18 protein-coding genes are annotated in these 16,279 nt (G+C 74.0%); 11 read left to right on the plus strand and 7 right to left on the minus strand.

Annotated elements, in window-relative coordinates; translation table 11 throughout:
* Position 1: 1 nt before the first annotated feature.
* Positions 2-1,264 (minus strand): replication-associated recombination protein A, encoded by a 1,263-nt coding sequence (locus tag AC162C_RS00750; RefSeq protein ID WP_484095876.1) that lies wholly within the window; start codon positions 1,262-1,264, stop codon positions 2-4.
* A gap of 111 nt (positions 1,265-1,375) precedes the next feature.
* Between AC162C_RS00750 and AC162C_RS00755 the strand changes: the two genes are divergently transcribed.
* Positions 1,376-2,680: a M20/M25/M40 family metallo-hydrolase gene (locus AC162C_RS00755; RefSeq protein WP_484095877.1), complete on the plus strand. Its 1,305-nt coding sequence runs from the start codon at positions 1,376-1,378 to the stop codon at positions 2,678-2,680.
* On the opposite strand, the gene pgl is transcribed toward AC162C_RS00755, so the two are convergent.
* Genes pgl through rpiA form a run of 3 tightly spaced genes read right to left on the minus strand, consistent with a single transcriptional unit; the run spans position 2,677 to position 5,067 of the window.
* Positions 2,677-3,342 carry a 6-phosphogluconolactonase gene (pgl, locus tag AC162C_RS00760; RefSeq protein WP_484095890.1) on the minus strand — a complete coding sequence of 222 codons (666 nt, stop codon included), beginning with the start codon at positions 3,340-3,342 and terminating at the stop codon, positions 2,677-2,679. The two genes, AC162C_RS00755 and pgl, sit on opposite strands and share 4 nt — an antisense overlap.
* Entirely contained in the window at positions 3,339-4,355 is a 1,017-nt protein-coding gene (gene gnd, locus AC162C_RS00765) for a phosphogluconate dehydrogenase (NAD(+)-dependent, decarboxylating) (protein ID WP_484095891.1), read from the minus strand. The genes pgl and gnd overlap by 4 nt, the downstream gene beginning before the upstream one ends.
* A 58-nt stretch (positions 4,356-4,413) precedes the next feature.
* Positions 4,414-5,067 (minus strand): ribose 5-phosphate isomerase A, encoded by a 654-nt coding sequence (rpiA, locus tag AC162C_RS00770; protein WP_484095878.1) that lies wholly within the window; start codon positions 5,065-5,067, stop codon positions 4,414-4,416.
* A 68-nt stretch (positions 5,068-5,135) separates the two neighbouring features.
* Here rpiA and pgi point away from each other — a divergent pair, with 68 nt between their 5' ends.
* Genes pgi through AC162C_RS00785 form a run of 3 tightly spaced genes read left to right on the plus strand, consistent with a single transcriptional unit; the run spans position 5,136 to position 8,778 of the window.
* Entirely contained in the window at positions 5,136-6,776 is a 1,641-nt protein-coding gene (pgi, locus tag AC162C_RS00775) for a glucose-6-phosphate isomerase (RefSeq protein ID WP_484095879.1), read from the plus strand.
* A 59-nt stretch (positions 6,777-6,835) separates the two neighbouring features.
* Positions 6,836-7,927, plus strand: coding sequence for an anthranilate synthase component I family protein (locus tag AC162C_RS00780; RefSeq protein ID WP_484095880.1), 1,092 nt, complete (start codon positions 6,836-6,838; stop codon positions 7,925-7,927).
* A complete protein-coding gene (locus AC162C_RS00785) occupies positions 7,924-8,778 on the plus strand; it encodes an aminotransferase class IV (protein WP_484095881.1) in 855 nt (284 codons plus the stop codon). Before AC162C_RS00780 ends, AC162C_RS00785 begins: the two co-directional genes overlap by 4 nt.
* On the opposite strand, the gene AC162C_RS00790 is transcribed toward AC162C_RS00785, so the two are convergent.
* Positions 8,752-9,303 (minus strand): uridine kinase family protein, encoded by a 552-nt coding sequence (locus tag AC162C_RS00790; protein ID WP_484095882.1) that lies wholly within the window; start codon positions 9,301-9,303, stop codon positions 8,752-8,754. The genes AC162C_RS00785 and AC162C_RS00790 overlap by 27 nt on opposite strands.
* Before the next feature lie 24 nt (positions 9,304-9,327).
* Here AC162C_RS00790 and AC162C_RS00795 point away from each other — a divergent pair, with 24 nt between their 5' ends.
* The 7 genes from AC162C_RS00795 to AC162C_RS00825 all read left to right on the plus strand — a co-directional run bounded on the left by AC162C_RS00795 (position 9,328) and on the right by AC162C_RS00825 (position 15,066).
* The gene (locus AC162C_RS00795; protein WP_484095883.1) at positions 9,328-10,122 is read left to right on the plus strand and encodes a DUF1385 domain-containing protein; all 795 of its coding nucleotides are present in this window, start codon (positions 9,328-9,330) and stop codon (positions 10,120-10,122) included.
* The gene (locus AC162C_RS00800; RefSeq protein WP_484095884.1) at positions 10,119-11,210 is read left to right on the plus strand and encodes a nicotinate phosphoribosyltransferase; all 1,092 of its coding nucleotides are present in this window, start codon (positions 10,119-10,121) and stop codon (positions 11,208-11,210) included. The genes AC162C_RS00795 and AC162C_RS00800 overlap by 4 nt, the downstream gene beginning before the upstream one ends.
* On the plus strand, positions 11,207-11,842 hold the full coding sequence (locus AC162C_RS00805; RefSeq protein ID WP_484095885.1) for a cysteine hydrolase family protein: 636 nt from the start codon (positions 11,207-11,209) through the stop codon (positions 11,840-11,842). Before AC162C_RS00800 ends, AC162C_RS00805 begins: the two co-directional genes overlap by 4 nt.
* A gap of 53 nt (positions 11,843-11,895) precedes the next feature.
* Positions 11,896-13,401, plus strand: a complete 1,506-nt coding sequence (gene ftsH / locus AC162C_RS00810; RefSeq protein ID WP_462972802.1) for an ATP-dependent zinc metalloprotease FtsH — start codon at positions 11,896-11,898, stop codon at positions 13,399-13,401.
* An 83-nt stretch (positions 13,402-13,484) separates the two neighbouring features.
* Positions 13,485-13,898: a methylmalonyl-CoA epimerase gene (mce, locus tag AC162C_RS00815; protein ID WP_462972801.1), complete on the plus strand. Its 414-nt coding sequence runs from the start codon at positions 13,485-13,487 to the stop codon at positions 13,896-13,898.
* Entirely contained in the window at positions 13,885-14,112 is a 228-nt protein-coding gene (locus AC162C_RS00820) for a hypothetical protein (RefSeq protein WP_462972800.1), read from the plus strand. Before mce ends, AC162C_RS00820 begins: the two co-directional genes overlap by 14 nt.
* 12 nt (positions 14,113-14,124) lie before the next feature.
* The gene (locus AC162C_RS00825) at positions 14,125-15,066 is read left to right on the plus strand and encodes a DUF933 domain-containing protein (RefSeq protein ID WP_484095886.1); all 942 of its coding nucleotides are present in this window, start codon (positions 14,125-14,127) and stop codon (positions 15,064-15,066) included.
* Between the two features lie 16 nt (positions 15,067-15,082).
* Here AC162C_RS00825 and AC162C_RS00830 read toward each other — a convergent pair whose 3' ends face one another.
* Positions 15,083-15,916 (minus strand): EamA family transporter, encoded by an 834-nt coding sequence (locus tag AC162C_RS00830; RefSeq protein WP_484095887.1) that lies wholly within the window; start codon positions 15,914-15,916, stop codon positions 15,083-15,085.
* 6 nt (positions 15,917-15,922) lie between these two features.
* Positions 15,923-16,279, minus strand: a 357-nt coding sequence (locus AC162C_RS00835) for an HD domain-containing protein (RefSeq protein ID WP_484095888.1), incomplete at its 5' end; no start/stop codon positions are given.

A 16,279-nucleotide genomic window follows, 5' to 3' on the forward strand; every position in this document is an offset into this window, starting at 1 on the left:
CCTACACCTCCTCCTGCTCCTCGCCCTTTCCCGACGGACGATAGTAGGTCCGTCCCTGGAGCTCGTCGGGCAGGTGGTCGACGCCCGACCGAGCGGTGTCCTCGTGGGGCGACACGTAGCCGACGCCGTGCCCGCGACTCGCGGCGCCGGCGTAGTGCGCATCGCGCAGCACCGCGGGAGGGGGCTTTGCTCCGTCCCGGCGTACCTCCGCGCGGGCGCCCCAGATCGCCGTGGCCGACGCGTTCGACTTCGGGGCCCGCGCGAGGTAGATCGCCGCCTGGGCGAGGTTGAGCTGCGCCTCGGGCAGACCGACGTGCTCGAGTGCCTGGGCGGCCGCGACCGCGACGAGCAGGGCGCGCGGGTCGGCGTTGCCGACGTCCTCGGAGGCGAGGATCACCATCCGGCGCGCGATGAAGCGCGGGTCCTCTCCGGCCTCGAGCATCACCGCGAGGTAGTAGACGGCGGCGTCCGGGTCGCCTCCTCGCATCGACTTGATGAACGCCGACGCGAGGTCGTAGTGACGGTCGCCCGCCCGGTCGTAGCGGAGCGGGCGCTTGCGCGCCGCGTCCGCGACGTGGTCGCGCGTGACGGGGCCCGCGACCGCGCGTGCGGTCTCCACCGCCAGCTCGAGCGTCGACAGGGCGGTGCGCGCGTCGCCGCCCGCGACCCGTGCGATCTCGTCGACGACCCCCGCGCCGACCTCCGCCCCGAGGACGACGGCGCCGCGCTCGACGATCACGCGGAGCTCCCCCTCGCCGAGCGGCTGGAGCTCGATCACCGTGCAGCGGGAGAGCAGGGCGTCGTTCACCTCGAAGTACGGGTTCTCGGTCGTCGCCCCGATCAGGGTCACCACGCCCTCCTCGACGGCGTGGAGCACGGAGTCCTGTTGCCGCTTGTCGAACCGGTGGATCTCGTCGATGAAGAGGATCGTGCGCCGCGCGTTGCCGCCCAGGCGGTCGCGGGCGCGCCGGATCACCGCGCGGACGTCGTCGACCCTGGCGGAGACCGCCGACAGCTCCTCGAACTCCGCGCCGGTCCGCTCGGCGACGATGCGCGCGAGCGTCGTCTTGCCGACGCCCGGAGGCCCGAAGAGGATCATCGACGGCGGCCGGTCGTCCTCGATCGCACGCCGGAGCGCCGACCCCGGTGCGAGGACGTGCTGTTGTCCGACGAGCTCGTCGAGCGTCCGCGGGCGAAGTCGCTGGGCGAGCGGGGCGATCAGGCTCGCCTGCTCCCGTGCCGCGTCGTCGAAGAGATCGGACACCGTGCCGCAGTATGCTGGGTGCGTGACGGGCCACGACGCGGAGACCGTCGACGCGCCGAGAGCGAGCGACCTCGTGGCACCGGCGCCGGCGCCCACCGGGACCGCACAGGCGTGACCTACCGCGACGAGGTCGTGGCGCTCCTCCGGGAGCTGCTCCGGCTCGACACCGTCAACCCCCCGGGGAACGAGACGCTGGCCGCCGAGTGCCTCCGGGAGTACCTCGCGCGGAGTGGAGTCGACGCCGAGCTCGTCGGCAAGGTGCCGGACCGGGCGAGCCTCGTCGCCCGCCTGCCCGGGGCAGGCGACGGGCCTTCCCTGCTGCTGATGGCCCACACCGACACGGTGTGTGCCGACCCGGAGGACTGGCGCACGAGCCCGTGGTCGGGCGACGTCGTCGACGGCGAGGTGTGGGGGCGCGGCGCCCTCGACATGAAGGGGCACGTCGCCGCCGCCGCCGTCGCGTTCGCGTCGCTCGCGCGCGAGGGCTTCACCCCGGCCGGTGACCTCCTCCTCGTCCTGCACGCCGACGAGGAGGTCGGCCAGGACTACGGGATGTCCTGGCTCGCGCGCGAGCACCCTGGTCACGTGCGCGCGGACTTCGCGCTGAACGAGGGCGGAGGTGAGCGCTGCACCTTCGGCGGCCGCGTCTTCTACCTCTGCTGCGTCGGCGAGAAGCTCACCGCGCCCTTCGTCCTCCGCGTCCGGGGCCGGGCGGGGCACGCCTCCATCCCGTCGATCGCGGACAATGCGCTCCTCAAGGCGGCGCCCGTCCTCGACGCGCTCGCCCGCCTCGACCCGCCGAAGGCGCTGATGCCGCCGATGCGCCGGTTCCTCGAGGAGGTCCTCGGCGAGGCGCCGCCGCCCGACCTCGCGCTCGAGCGCGCGCACGCGCTCCACCCGCTCGCCGCCGAGCTGGTGGAGCCGGTGCTCTCCCTGACCCTGTCCCCGACGATGATCGAGGCGTCGCGACAGCGGAACGTCGTGCCGGCCGTGTGCGAGATCACGGTCGACTGTCGCATGCTCCCCGGGCAGGGCCCCGCGGACCTCGAGCCGCTCCTCCGGGCCGCACTCGGCGACGGTGAGTGGGAGCTCGAGTGGATCGAGGCGGAGCGCATCGGCGGGTCGATGTCCCCCACCGACACGGCGCTCTGGCACGCCCTGCAGGGCTGGGTCGACGCCGTCGAGCCCGGCGCCAGGCTCGTCCCGGTCGTGATGGCGGGCTTCACCGACAGCCACTACGTGCGGGAGGCGTTCGACACGGTCGCGTACGGCTTCTTCCCGCTGCGTGCGATGGGCGTCGACCTGGCCGCCCGGCTCGTCCACTCCGCTGACGAGCGCGTCGCGATCGACGATCTCGAGGACGGGGTCGCGGTCTTCCGCCACGTCGCCGCGGCCCTCGGCGGACGGGAGGCCTAGGGCCGGCTCTCGGCCGCGGACCGGTCGGCGAGGAGCAGCTGCCTCCGCGCACGCACGCGGGTCGCCGGGATCGAGACGTCGCCCGCGCGCAGGCGGCGGAGCGCGTCGCCCTTGTCCCTCCCGGTGACGACCCACAGCACGAGTCGGGCCCCGGCGAGCGTCGGGAGCGTGAGCGTGAGTCGTCGGCGGCCGTGGTACGGCCCCGTGACCGCCACCGGACGGTCGACGACGTCGAGCACCGGGTCGCCGGGCACGAGCGACGCCGTGTGGCCGTCCGCTCCGAGACCGAGCTGCACGAGGTCGAGCGTCTCCGGCAGGAGCGCGCCGTACGCGGCGGCCGCGGAGTCGAGGTCGCCCTGCACGGGCATCGGGTGGATCCGCACACCGGGCCCGAGCGCGGCGCGGAGGTGCGTGAGGTTGCGCTCGGGATGCCCGTCGGGGGCGTCGCGCTCGTCGACCTGGAACACGTCCACGGCTTGCCAGGGGACGTCGTCGGACGCGAGCAGCGAGAGCATCGCCCACGGAGTGCGGCCGCCGCTGAGGGCCAGTGCGAAGCGGCCGCGCTCGGCAACAGCGGCCCGCGCCTCGGCGGCGATCAGCGCCGCGCCCCGCGCCGCCACCGCGTCCGCGTCCGCGAGGACCTCGACGGCGAGGCCGTTCAGCCGGCGGTCTCCCGGTGGCCGCCGAAGCGGCTGCGCATCGCCGACAGCACCCGGTTCCCGAACGCGTCCGCGTCACGCGACGCGAAGCGCGCGTAGAGCGCCGCCGTCAGCACCGGCGCCGGCACGCCCTCCTCGATCGCGGCGATCGACGTCCACCGACCCTCGCCGGAGTCGGCGACGCGGCCTGCGAAGCCCTCGAGCGAGGGCGACTCGTGGAGGGCCGCCGCCGTCAGGTCGAGGAGCCACGAGCCGACGACGCTGCCGCGGCGCCAGACCTCGGCGATCGCCGGGAGGTCGAGCTCGTAGCGGTAGCGCTCCGGATGCTCGAGCGGCGCCGTCTCGGCGCCGGCACGCTCGTCCGCGAGCCCGACGTCGGCGTGCCGGAGGACGTCCAGGCCCTCGGCGTAGGCGGCCATCAGGGCGTACTCGATCCCGTTGTGCACCATCTTCACGAGGTGCCCGGCGCCCACGGGCCCGCAGTACAGGTAGCCCTCCTCCTCGTCCGCGGGCTCCCCGGTGCGCCCGGGCGTACGGTCGGCCGCGGCGACGCCGGGCGCGAGGGAGCGGAAGATCGGCTCGAGGCGCTCGAAGGCGGCGCGAGAGCCCCCGATCATGAGGCAGAAGCCGCGCTCGAGGCCCCAGACCCCGCCGCTCGTCCCGACGTCGAGGTACTCGATGCCCCGCTCGGCGAGCGCGCCGGCACGGCGGATGTCGTCGGGGTAGTGGGTGTTGCCGCCGTCGATGACGACGTCGCCCGGCTCGAGGTGCTGGGCGACGGCGCCGATCGCGCGCTCGGTGGCCTCGCCGGCGGGAACCATGAACCAGACCGCCCGGGGCGGGTCGAGTGCCGCGACGAGCTGGGTGGCGGTGAGCGCCGGCACTGCCCCGTCCGCCGCGAGGCGCTCGACGGCCTCCGCGCTCACGTCGTGGGCGACACCTGCGTGGCCGTGGCGCATGGCGCGGCGCAGGAGGTTCCCCCCCATGCGGCCCAGACCGACCATTCCCAGCTGCAGCGGCGGCTCCGTCGTCATCGCGCTCCTCCCGTCCTCGACCGCACTCATCGGATCGAGCCTACTCGGACGGCCTCGTGCGCTCGACGGCGTCGCCGCAGCCGACGAGGATCTCCGTCACGAGCGAAGGGGGGAAGAGCCCGTGCTCGACGACGCCGGGCACCGTGGACAGCGCCGTCGCGAGCCGCGCCGGGTCGTCCACGTCGCCGTGGTAGTCGGCGATCACGTTGCCGTCGGGGCTCGGGGGCAGGTCGCGAAGCGAGACGAGGTCGAGTCGACGGAGGGTCGCCGCGAGACCGTACGGCAGGAGCTCGAGCGGGATCGGTGGGCGGAGGCGCTCGACGCGCTTGTCCGACGAGGCGATCACGAGGAAGCGGTCGGCGGCGGCCGCCACCACCTTCTCCCGGGTGTGCGCCCCGCCGTTGCCCTTGACCACCCAGCCCTCGCGCGAGATCTGGTCGGCCCCGTCGACCGCGAGGTCGAGGCGATCGAGCGCCTCGACGCCCGTGAACGGCTCCACCGAGAGCCCGAGGGCCTTCGCCTCCTCCTCGGTGCGCAGCGACGTCGCCACGCAGCGCAGCTCGAGCCCGCGCGCGGCGAGGAGCGGGAGGAAGAGGGAGACCGTCGACCCCGTCCCGAGGCCGATCGTCGTCCCGTCCTCGACGAGCTGCGCCGCGGCCTCCGCCGCGAGCCGCTTCTCGTGCTCCGCGTCCATCGAGGGGACCGTAGCGGCCGCACCGGTCGCGGCTGCAGGCAAGGCGTCGAGCCGCCAAGATGGCGTGCATGACGATCTCCCCGCCTCCCCTGCGGCAGAGCGACGCCTGGCGGGCGCTCGAGCGTCACCGCGACGAACTCGGGTCGGTCGGGCTGCGCGACCTGTTCGCGGCCGACCCCGGGCGTGGCGATCGTCTCACCGTCACGGCGGTCGGGCTCCACCTCGACGTCTCGAAGCAGCGGATCACGGACGAGACGGTACGGCTGCTCGTCGCGCTCGCCCGGGAGCGGGGTGTTCCGGCGTTCCTCCGGGCGATGGCCTCGGGCGCGCACGTGAACGTCAGCGAGGATCGGCCCGCGCTCCACGTCGCCCTCAGGCTCCCGCGCGACGCGTCCCTCGTCGTCGACGGCCGCGACGTCGTCCCCGAGGTCCACGCCGTGCTCGACCGCATGGCGGCGCTCGCCGACGAGGTGCGGTCGGGCGCCTGGCGCGGCGTCACCGGGCGGGCGATCAGGAACGTCGTCAACATCGGGATCGGGGGCTCCCACCTCGGCCCGGAGATGGCGTACGACGCCCTCCGCGCCTACGCGAGTCGCTCGTTGACCGTGCGCTTCGTGTCCAACGTCGACCCGTCCGACCTCGCCGAGCAGCTGCGCGACCTCGACCCGGCGGAGACGCTGTTCGTCGTCTGCTCGAAGACGTTCACGACGCAGGAGACGATGGCGAACGCGCGGAGCGCGCGGGCCTGGCTCGTCGACGCGCTCGGCGACGAGGCGGTCGCGCGCCACTTCGTCGCCGTGTCGACGAACCTCCCCGCCGTGGCCGCATTCGGGATCGACCCGGCCGCGACCTTCGGGTTCTGGGACTGGGTCGGCGGCCGCTACTCGCTCCCGTCGGCGATCGGGCTCTCGACGATGATCGCGATCGGCCCGAACCGGTTCCGTGAGCTGCTCGACGGGTACCACGCGATGGACGTCCACACCCTCGAGGCCCCGCTCGAGCGGAACCTCCCCGTCCTGATGGGGCTGATCGGCGTGTGGAACGGCCTCCTCGGCGCGCGCAGCACGGCGGTGGTCCCGTACGACAGGTACCTGCGGCGCTTCCCCGCCTACCTGCAGCAGCTCGTGATGGAGTCGAACGGCAAGGGCGTGACGACGTCCGGCGCGGCGGTCGACTACGACACGGCGGCGGTCGTGTGGGGGGAGCAGGGCACGAACGGCCAGCACAGCTTCTTCCAGCTCCTGCACCAAGGGACGGTCGTCGTGCCGTGCGACCTGATCGCCTGCTGCACCAGCCTCAACCCGCTCGGCGGCCAGCACGAGCTGCTGATCGCGAACCTCGTCGCGCAGGGCGAGGCGCTCGCCTTCGGACGCACCGCGGACGAGGCTCGCGCCGCCGGGGTGCCGGACGAGCTCGTCGCCCACCGCACGTTCCCCGGCGGCCGTCCCTCGACGACACTGCTCCTGGAGCGGCTGACCCCCTTCTCCCTCGGTGCCCTCGTCGCGCTCTACGAACACGCCGTCGCCGTCCAGGGCGCTGTCTGGGACGTGAACTCCTTCGACCAGTGGGGTGTCGAGCTCGGGAAGGAGCTGGCGGCGCGGATCGTGCCCGAGCTCACGTCGGTCGACGAGCCGACGCTCGCGCACGACTCGTCGACGAACGCGCTCATCCGACGCTTCCGCGCCGCGCGCGCAGCGACGGGCGAGTGAACGGGGCGACCCGCGCCGGCCGGCGTCGTGCCGGGCCGCCCGCGCGGTAGGCTCGGCCCGTGCTGGAGCTGTGGGAGCCGCAGGACGCCTTCGGGCGGATCGAGGAGTGGCTCGCGTCACAGGGCTTCTTCCGCCGCGGCGGCGAGGAGCTCGTCGCCGATCTCTTCCTCGGGTACGGGCTGTCGGGGGCGATCCGGCGGGGGGCGACACCGCCGCCGCCCGAGCCCTGCAGGCTCCCCCTCGCCGCCTGCGTCGTGCGGCCGGACGCCGCCGGAGGCGGTGACGTCCCGGTGGGCGGCGCGTACGCGATCGGCGACTGGGAGCGGACGTGGACCGCGGCGGAGTACGGCCTCGCCGTCGAGGCCGTCCGGGCCGCGATCGCGGCCGGCGACGTCTACCAGGTCAACCTCGTACAGCACCTCTCGGCCCCGTTCACCGGCGACCCGGCTGCACTCGCCTCCCGCCTCCGAGCGCTGACGCGGACGAGCGGCCTGCCGTTCGCCGACGACGCGTGGCGCGTGCTCCGTGGCGACACATGGGCGATCGTCTCCGCCTCCCCGGAGCTGTTCCTCGCACGGAGAGGCGACCGCGTGTGGACGATGCCGATCAAGGGCACGCGGCCGATCGGGGGACGCGCCGAGCTCCGGGCCTCCGCCAAGGACGCCGCCGAGCACGTGATGATCGTCGACCTCGAGCGAAACGACCTCTCGCGCGTGTGCCGGGCGGGCACGGTGCGGTGGCCCGAGCTGCTCGCGCCGCGGCGGCTCGTCGGCGTCGAGCACCTCGTGTCCACCGTCGAGGGGCGACTGCGCCCGGGGGTCGGGCTCGCCGACCTGCTCGAGGCGACGTTCCCGGGCGGGTCGGTCACCGGCGCGCCGAAGATCGCCGCCGTCGACCTCATCGCCGGCCTCGAGCCGGTCGGTCGCGGCGCCTCGATGGGCGCGCTCGGGCGCGTGCACGGCAACGGTGACGTGGAGCTCGCCCTGACGATCCGGACGTTCGCGGTCGTCGACGGCCGCGTGCACCTCTGGGTCGGTGGCGGAGTGGTCTGGGACTCCGACCCGGTCGACGAGGTGGAGGAGTCGCTGACGAAGGCGGCGCCGTTGCTCCGTGCGGTGGGCGCGCCGCTGGCCGGGGTCGAGGCCCGATGACGCCGCTCGCCGTCGCCGTCTCCGGCCGTGGCCTCGTCGATCCGTCGGCGCCCGTCCTTCGCGCCGACGACGAGGGGTTCGCGAGGGGGCGGGCGGCCTTCTCGACGCTCCGCGTCTACGCCGGACGGCCGTTCCGCCTGCACGAGCACGTCGCGCGGATCGCGGTGTCCGCCGCCCGGCTCGGGCTCCCCGAGCCGGAGCGTGCGGAGCTGGAGCGGTTGGTCGAGCAGGTGGTCGACGCAGCGGGCGTGCCGGACTGCGCAGTGCGGATCACCTGGACACCTGGCCCGCCCGGCGGGCCGCCGCTCGCGCTCGTCGTCGCGACGCCGATCCCCGAGTGGATCGAGGCGGCGCGGAGCCGCGGTGTGCGGCTCGTCTCCCTGCTCGTGCCGCGGCGCTCCGAGCCCTGGCTGCTCGAGGGGACGAAGTCGACGAGCTACGCGGTCAACATGGCCGCAGAGGCCGAGGCGAAGCGTCGCGGCGGCGACGACGCCGTGTTCGTCGACCCGGACGGGATCGTGCTCGAGGGCCCCGTCACGAACGTCTGGTGGCGTGAGGGATCGACGCTCCTGACCCCGGCGCTCGACCTCGGGATCCTCGCCGGCGAGACGCGGGCGACCCTGATCGAGCTCGCCGGCGGTCTCGGCTTCTCGGTCGCCGAGGGTGCGTACCCGATCGCACGGCTGCGGTCGGCCGACGAGGCGTTCACGTCGTCGTCGGTCCGCGAGGTGATGCCGGTGATCGAGGTCGACGGGGCACCGCTCGAACGCGGGCCGGCCTCCGCTGCGCTCCAGCAGGGCCTGCGGCGGGCGGCCGGCGACCGGTCAGGCCCGGACGGGCTCGGCGGGTGACGGCGGCGGCCCGGTGCCGTCGACCACGAGGTGCGCGCACGCGACCGGGTCGTCCCGCCGGACGTACCGCTCCTCCGACGGGATCCACCGCTCGATCCACGTACGGCGCGCCTCCTCGCCGTCGCGGGCGACGCCGCGTGCCAGCCGCACCTCGTACGGTGCGTCGACCCACACCCTGACCGCGTACGCGTCGCGCAGGTCGCGGTGCAGTGCGCAGACACCCTCGACGACGACGACGCCGGACGGGGTGACCGTCCGGGCCCCGCGGGGGGCGCCGAGCGCCCAGTCGTAGGAGGCGAACCGGGCGGGCTCCGCCCTGCGCAGGGGCTCGACGACCTCGTCGCGAAGACGACCGAGGTCGAAGTCCCGCCCGTCCCAGAACTCGTCCGTCGAGACGATCTGCGCTCCCGGAATCGCGCGCGCCAGCGTCGTCTTCCCGGCGCCCCCGTGGCCGCCGATGCCGACGAGGGTGAGCGGATCTCCGCCCGCGGCGGCGATCAGCGCGAGCACCGACCCGACCTCCATCGCCGTGACGGTACCCTCTGCGGAATGGAGAGGCTGCGCCTCGGCGGTATGGCGCTGCAGAACGGCGTGCTCGTCCACGGGCCGACGTGCTGGGCGGTCGCGATCCGCGACGACGCCGGGACGATCCGCACGGCGTCCGGCCGCAAGCGCCGTCTGGCGCCGGGCGTGCAGACCCCGTTCGTCCGCGGCCCGCTGCGGATCGCGGAGTCGCTCGCGCTGCTCCCGGACGTCAGACGCGCCCTGCCGGAGGTGCGGTTCCCCTTCGAGCGCCCCGCCGTCGCGGTCGCGGTCGTCGCGGGGTCCGCCGCCGCCGCGGCTGCCCGTCGGTCGCCGTTCTCGGCGCTCGCACGCGAGTCGATCGCCGCTGTCGCGTCGCTCGTACCGGCGGCGATCGCCCTCCGCGGCGGCGAGCTCACGCGCTACCACGGAGCCGAGCACGTCTCGATCGGGACCTACGAGCGCGGGGGCGAGCCGGCACCGAAGGAGCACGACCGGTGCGGCTCGCATCTCCTCGGCCCCCTGCTCGTCAGCTCCGCGGCGGCGAGCGCGCTCGCCTCGCGCGCCCCCGCGCGCAGCCGTGGGCTCGCGCGCATCGCGGGCGCCGTCGGCGCGATGGGGGTGTCGGTGGAGGTGTTCGCGTGGATGAGCCGGCATCCGGGGAACCCGGTCGCACGGGCCCTCACCCTGCCGGGGCACGAGTTGCAGCGCCGGCTCTCCACCGCCGAGCCCACCGACGAGCAGCTCGCGGTCGCGGAGGCGGCACTCGGGGCGTGTCTCGAGGCCGAGGCCCGGTCGATGGACGAGGAGGCCGTGGGGTGAGCCTCGCGCCCTCCCGGGTACGGGGGACGCGCCTGCCGCCGGAGGTCTTCGACCTGCCGGTCGAGAAGATGCGCGACGGCTACTACAGCGACGCCTACTTCAACCACACGCGGTCGGCGCTCCTGCGCGACGAGCGCCATCCACGGGTCGTGATGCAGGTCTTCCAGCGGAACCGGGCGCTGCTCGGCGGGATGGACGAGGCGATCGCGATCCTCACGCTCTGCTCCCACGACTGGGACGCGCTCACGGTGCACGCGCTCCACGACGGCGACCGTGTCGAGCCCTGGGAGACGGTGATGACGATCGAGGGCGACTACACGCTGTTCGCGCACCTCGAGACCGTGTACCTCGGCGTCCTCGCGCGCCGCACGCTCGTCGCGTCGAACGTCACCCGCGTCCTCGAGGCGGCCCGCGGCAAGCCGATCATCTTCATGCCGGCGCGACACGATCACCACCGCGTCCAGACGGGAGACGGGTACGCGGCGTACGTCGCCGGCGCGATCGCCGGAGCCTCGATCGGCGTCACCTCCGACGCGCAGGCGTCGTGGTGGGGGGGCGTCGGGGTCGGCACCGTCCCGCACTCGCTGATCGCGGCGTACGGCGGCAACGCGGTGCTCGCGGCGACGAAGTTCGCCGAGTGGGCCCCGGACGACTTCCGGATCACGGTGCTCGTCGACTACGAGAACGACTCCGTGCAGACGGCGCTCGCCGTCGCCCGTGCCCTCGGCCCGCGCCTGTGGGGCGTCCGCCTCGACACCTCCGGCCAGCTCGTCGACCGGTCGCTCTGGGACGAGATGGGCGACTTCGACCCACGCGGCGTGAACGAGCGTCTCGTGCGCCGCGTCCGCGACGCCCTCGACGCCGACGGCTTCGAGCGCGTCAAGATCGTCGTCTCCGGCGGGTTCACCGTCGAGAAGATCGCGGCGTTCGAGGAGCGGGGAGTCCCGGTCGACGCGTACGGCGTCGGCTCCTCGCTGATCCGCGGCGAGAACGACTTCACGGCGGACATCGTGCTCGCGGACGGCCGCCCGGTCGCGAAGACCGGCCGCCGCTTCCGGTCGAACGAGCGCCTGGAGCTCGTGACGTGAGCAGCGAGCCCCGGCCCATCCTCTGGGACGAAGACACCCAGGTCGACTTCGCCCTGCCGTCAGGCGCGCTCTACGTCCCCGGCGCCGAGGACACGCTCGCGAACATGGGGCGCCTCGTGCGCTGGGCCCGCGACGCCGGGATCGTCCACGTCGCGTCCGCGGACGACCACGAGCTCTCCGACGCGGAGATCTCGCTCGATCCCGACTACGACGTGACGTGGCCCCCGCACTGCCTCCGCGGCACGCCGGGAGCGCGGCGGGTTCCCGAGACCGAACAGGCGGACCCCGTCGTGCTCGGGCTCGACCCGCTCCCCCCGACGGCCGTCGCCGAGCTGATCCGGGGCCACCGCGAGATCCTCCTCCTCAAGAAGTCGGTCGACGCCTTCGACAACCCGAACACCGACGCGGTGCTGCGGGCGCTCGCGCCGAGTGAGGTCGTCCTCTTCGGGCTCGCGACCGACATCTGCGACCACTTCGCGATCCTCGGCCTGCGGGCCCGGGGCTATCCCGTGACCTTCGTCGAGGACGCGGCCCGGGCGATCTCGGAGGAGCGGGCCGCGGCCTGCATTGCGCAGTGGCTGGAGCTCGGGGTGCGGTTCGTCCGCACGGACGACGTGCTCGCGGGCCTCTAGCCGGACGCGCGGCCCCGGCTCATGGACCGCCGAGGCATGCCGATAGAAGAGACGTGAGCTGGGGAGAGATCCAGGACACGATCGTCATCTGGATGCCGCTGCTGTTCTTCGGCGCCATCCTCGTCGTCCTCCTGATGACCGTGCGCTCCGTGCCGCGGACGAAGCCCGCGCCGGTCGAGAAGGACTCGGTCGACAACGTCTCCTGGTCCGACGTCGCCGGGCTCGACGAGGCGAAGGAGGAGCTCGAGGAGGTCGTCGAGTTCATGCGCGACTCGAAGCGCTTCACGCGGCTCGGCGCGCGCATCCCGAAGGGGATCCTCCTCTACGGCCCGCCCGGGACCGGCAAGACCCTCCTCGCGAAGGCGATCGCGAAGGAGTCCGGGGCGAACTTCTACTCGTCGAGCGCCTCCGCGTTCGTGGAGATGTTCGCCGGGCTCGGCGCCGCCCGGATCCGCAAGCTCTTCGCCGAGGCGCGGAAGAACGCACCTGCGATCGTCTTCATCGACGAGCTGGACGCCGTTGGGACGGCACGCCAGGGAGGGGGGTTCCACCGTGAGCACGACCAGACGCTCAACCAGCTGCTCGTCGAGCTCGACGGCTTCGGAGGGCGGGAGGACGTGATCGTGATGGGCGCCTCGAACCGGTTGCAGGACCTCGACCCCGCACTCCTCCGGCCGGGGCGGTTCGACCGGCAGGTGCACGTGTCGCCGCCGGATCTCTCGGGGCGGGAGGCGATCCTGCGCGTGCACACGCGGTCGAAGCCGCTTGCGTCCGACGTCGACCTCGGGGTGCTCGCGCGGCGGACTGCCGGCCTCACGGGCGCGGAGCTGGCGAACATCGCCAACGAGGCCGCGATCTTCGCCGCGCGTCGCGGGGCCGGGCAGGTACACATGGGCGACTTCGACGCGGCGATGGAGCGCGTCCTCACCGGGCTCCAGAAACGCCGCATCGTCACCGAGAAGGAGCAGCGGATCCTCGCCTACCACGAGGCCGGACACGCGCTGATGGCGCATCTGATGGGCGACCTGATGCCCGTGCAGAAGGTGACGATCATCGGGCGCGGCGACGCGCTCGGCCTCGCCTACTACCTGCCGACCGAGGACCGCTACCTCCACACCAAGGAGGAGTTCCTCGACGTGATGAAGGTCGCGCTCGCCGGCCGGGCAGCGGAGGAGCTCGTCTTCGGTCGTGTCACGAACGGCGCCTCCAACGACCTCGAGAAGGTGACGGACATCGCACGGCGGATGGTGTTCGAGTACGGGATGTCCGAGGTCGCGGCCGCCCGCACGATGCGTGCGGACAACTACGCCCTGTCGGAGGAGACGAAGCGGATGCGCGACTCCGAGCAGGCGAGGCTCACCGACCACGCGTACGAGGAGGCGATGCGGCTGCTCGGAAAGCATCGCGGCGCGCTCGACCGGCTCGCGAACGCGCTCCTCGAGAAGGAGACGATCGACGGCGAGGAGCTCAAGGAGCTGCTCGGCGACGTCGCGGTCGAGTCGCACGCCGCGGAGACGGTCGGGACCGTCCGGCTCGTCGCCGGCGCCGACCACGAGTAGCGGGCAGGCTGCGGAGCGTCGTCGCGCAGCACATCGACCGTCGCGTCGCTGCCGTCGTCGCGCGCACCGGTAGCATCGCCGGCGTGACCGAGACCCGCGGCGTCCACCACATCGGCTTCGCGGTGGCCGACCTCGACGAGGCGGTCGCGACCTACGCACGCCTGTTCGCGGCCACCGTCGAGCACCGCCAGCGGATCGAGGAGCAGGGGGCGGAGGCCGTGTCGCTCAGGGTCGGAGGGAGCAGGATCGAGCTGCTCGCCCCGACCGGGGAGGACACGCCGATCGGGCGCTTCCTCGCCCGCCGCGGCCCCGGCATGCACCACGTCGCGTACGAGGTCGACGACGTGTCCCAGGCCCTGCGGGAGCTCGCGGCGGCGGGGGCGGAGCTCGTCGACGAGCGGCCGCGCGCGGGGCTGTTCGGGCTCGAGGTCGCTTTCGTCCATCCCGACGCCGTCCACGGCGTCCTCACAGAGGTGGTCTCCCGTGGCAGTAGCTGACTCCGTCCGCATCGAGCTCGCGTTCGAGGGCGGCCAGATCATCGGTGCGCTCGTCGCACCCGAGACGGCGGAGGCCGTCGAGCAGACGCTGAGCACCGGCTCGCAGGGCACGCTGGCGATCGACACCGACGACGGGCGCCTCACCGTCGTCGTTCCCCAGGTCGTCTACTTCAAGCGCTACGCGCGCGAGGCGAGCGTCGGGTTCGGCCTCTAGGGATCGTCCGGCATGGCACTCGAGGTCGGCATCGTCGGCCTGCCCAACTCCGGCAAGACGACGCTGTTCAACGCGCTCACCCACGCGGGCGCGGAGATCACCGCGTACGCGTCGGTGACCGAGAAGCCCAACGTCGGCATGGCGACGATCGCCGACGACCGGCTCGGCCGGCTCGCGGCGCTCGTCGGCTCGCAGAAGGTGACACCGGCGGCGATCCGCGTCGTCGACGTCCCCGGCACCGGGCCGCAGCTCCTCGGGAACCTGCGTCAGGTCGACGCGCTGCTCGCGGTCGTGGACGGCTTCTCGGAGGGGGCCGACCCCGACGGTGACCTCGAGACGTTGCAGCTGGAGCTGCTCGTCGCCGACCGCGACCACGTCGAGCGCCGCCTGGAGCGCGTCGAGAAGCAGGCGAAGTCCGGCGAGCCGGCGCTGCGCCGCGAGGTCGAGGAGCTCCGCCGCGTGCTCGCACACCTCGAGTCGGGGAGCTCGCTCGCGGACTGGCCCGACGAGCTCCCGGCGGAGCTCGAGCCGCTGACGACGAAGCCCGTGATCGCGATCGTGAACGGCCCCGCCGGTGTCGACTGCGCGCTGGAGGCGGAGCTCGCGGAGCTCCCCGACGAGGAGGCGGCGGAGTTCCGGGAGGGGCGGCGATCCGCGCTCGAGGAGGTCGTGCTCCGCCTCAAGGAGGCGCTCGACCTGATCACGTTCTTCACGGTCGGCGACACGGAGGCCCGGGCCTGGACGCTCCGCCGCGGGCAGACGGCGCTCGAGGCGGCGGAGTCGGTCCACTCCGACATCGCACGCGGCTTCATCCGCTGCGAGGTGATCCGGTGGGACGACCTCCTCGAGCACGGCTCCCACGTCGAGGCGGCGCGCCACGCGAAGCAGCGCCTGGAGGGTAAGGGCTACGTCGTCGAGGACGGCGACGTGCTCAACGTGCGCTTCAACGTCTGACGACCCGTGCGCGGCGTCAGCCGGCGGCGACGAGCGCGGCGCCGCAGAGCGCGACGGCGCCGCCCGCCCGGCGGAGGCGATCGACGCGCTCCCCGAGCACCAGGCGCGCGAGGACGATCGTCGTCAGCGGGTAGAGGGAGCTGAGGACGGCGACGATCCCGGCCGCACCGACGGTCGTCGCACCGGCGACGAGTGCGTTGGCGCCAGCGTCGAGGAAGCCGACGGCGACGAGCGGCGGCAGCAGCCGGCGCGGCGGTCGAAGGGTCACCCGGACACCGACGGCGACCAGGATCACGAGGACGCTCGCGGTCGCCCGCGCCACGGTGACGGCCCAGGGGACGCTCTCGTCCGCGGCCGCGTCGATCGCGACGATGAAGAAGCCGAACCCGAGTGCCGCGACGAGTGCGAGGCCGGCGCCGTCCGCGACCCGCAGGCGCCGCCCCGAGCCGGGCTCGCGCGAGAGGACGCCGACGCCGGTGAGCACGGCGAGGATCCCGACTGCCTGCACGGCGCTCGGGACCGAGCCGTTCGCGGCGTCGACCGCGAGGGGAACGACCGGCGCCGCGGCCGAGATCGGCGCCACGATCGCCATCGCTCCGAGCGCGAGCCCGCGGTAGAGGGCGGCGAGCCCGATCGCGCCCGCGAGCCCGGCCCCCACCGCGGGCGCGACGTCGTCGAGCCCGGGCCACGGGTCGCGGGCGATCAGGAGCCAGACGACGAGGCCGGCGAGCCCCACCACCTGCGAGACCGCGAGCACGGTGAGCACGTGCGCGCGGCGCGACGAGAGGCCGCCGAGGAAGTCCCCCGCGCCCCACGCGAGCGCAGCGCCGAGCGCCAGGATCGCCGACATCGAGCGTCAGTCGTCGCCGACCGGGCGCGTCGAGGCCTGGGCGTCGAGCTGGTTCACGTGGTAGAGGACGGCCGCCTCCGCGGTCCGCGCCGCGGCGCGGTCGTGGTGGCAGGCGACGACGTGCAGCAGCTCGGCGAGCACGACCGGATCGGTGCCCGCGGCGCGCTCCTCGATCATCCGCAGGCCGAGGTGGACGTGCCCGAGCAGCCGCCCCTCCTCCGTCTGCCGGAAGGCGGGCCCCCGTCCGAGCTCCCGCGTGCGCCCGACGTCGTGGAGGATCGCCCCGGCGAGCAGGAGGTCGGCGCGCAGCCGCGGGTGCAGCTGCGCCGTCTCCCGGCACAGCGTCGCCACGGCGACGGTGTG

Source organism: Gaiella sp., assembly GCF_057140465.1.

Coding starts and splice junctions, on each gene's coding strand:
- rpiA (WP_484095878.1), bottom strand. CDS start 5,067: ATGGACGCGGAGCACGAGAAGCGGCTCGCGGCGGAGGCCGCGGCGCAG.
- pgi (WP_484095879.1), top strand. CDS start 5,136: ATGACGATCTCCCCGCCTCCCCTGCGGCAGAGCGACGCCTGGCGGGCG.
- AC162C_RS00785 (WP_484095881.1), top strand. CDS start 7,924: ATGACGCCGCTCGCCGTCGCCGTCTCCGGCCGTGGCCTCGTCGATCCG.
- AC162C_RS00790 (WP_484095882.1), bottom strand. CDS start 9,303: ATGGAGGTCGGGTCGGTGCTCGCGCTGATCGCCGCCGCGGGCGGAGAT.
- AC162C_RS00795 (WP_484095883.1), top strand. CDS start 9,328: ATGGAGAGGCTGCGCCTCGGCGGTATGGCGCTGCAGAACGGCGTGCTC.
- AC162C_RS00825 (WP_484095886.1), top strand. CDS start 14,125: ATGGCACTCGAGGTCGGCATCGTCGGCCTGCCCAACTCCGGCAAGACG.
- AC162C_RS00830 (WP_484095887.1), bottom strand. CDS start 15,916: ATGTCGGCGATCCTGGCGCTCGGCGCTGCGCTCGCGTGGGGCGCGGGG.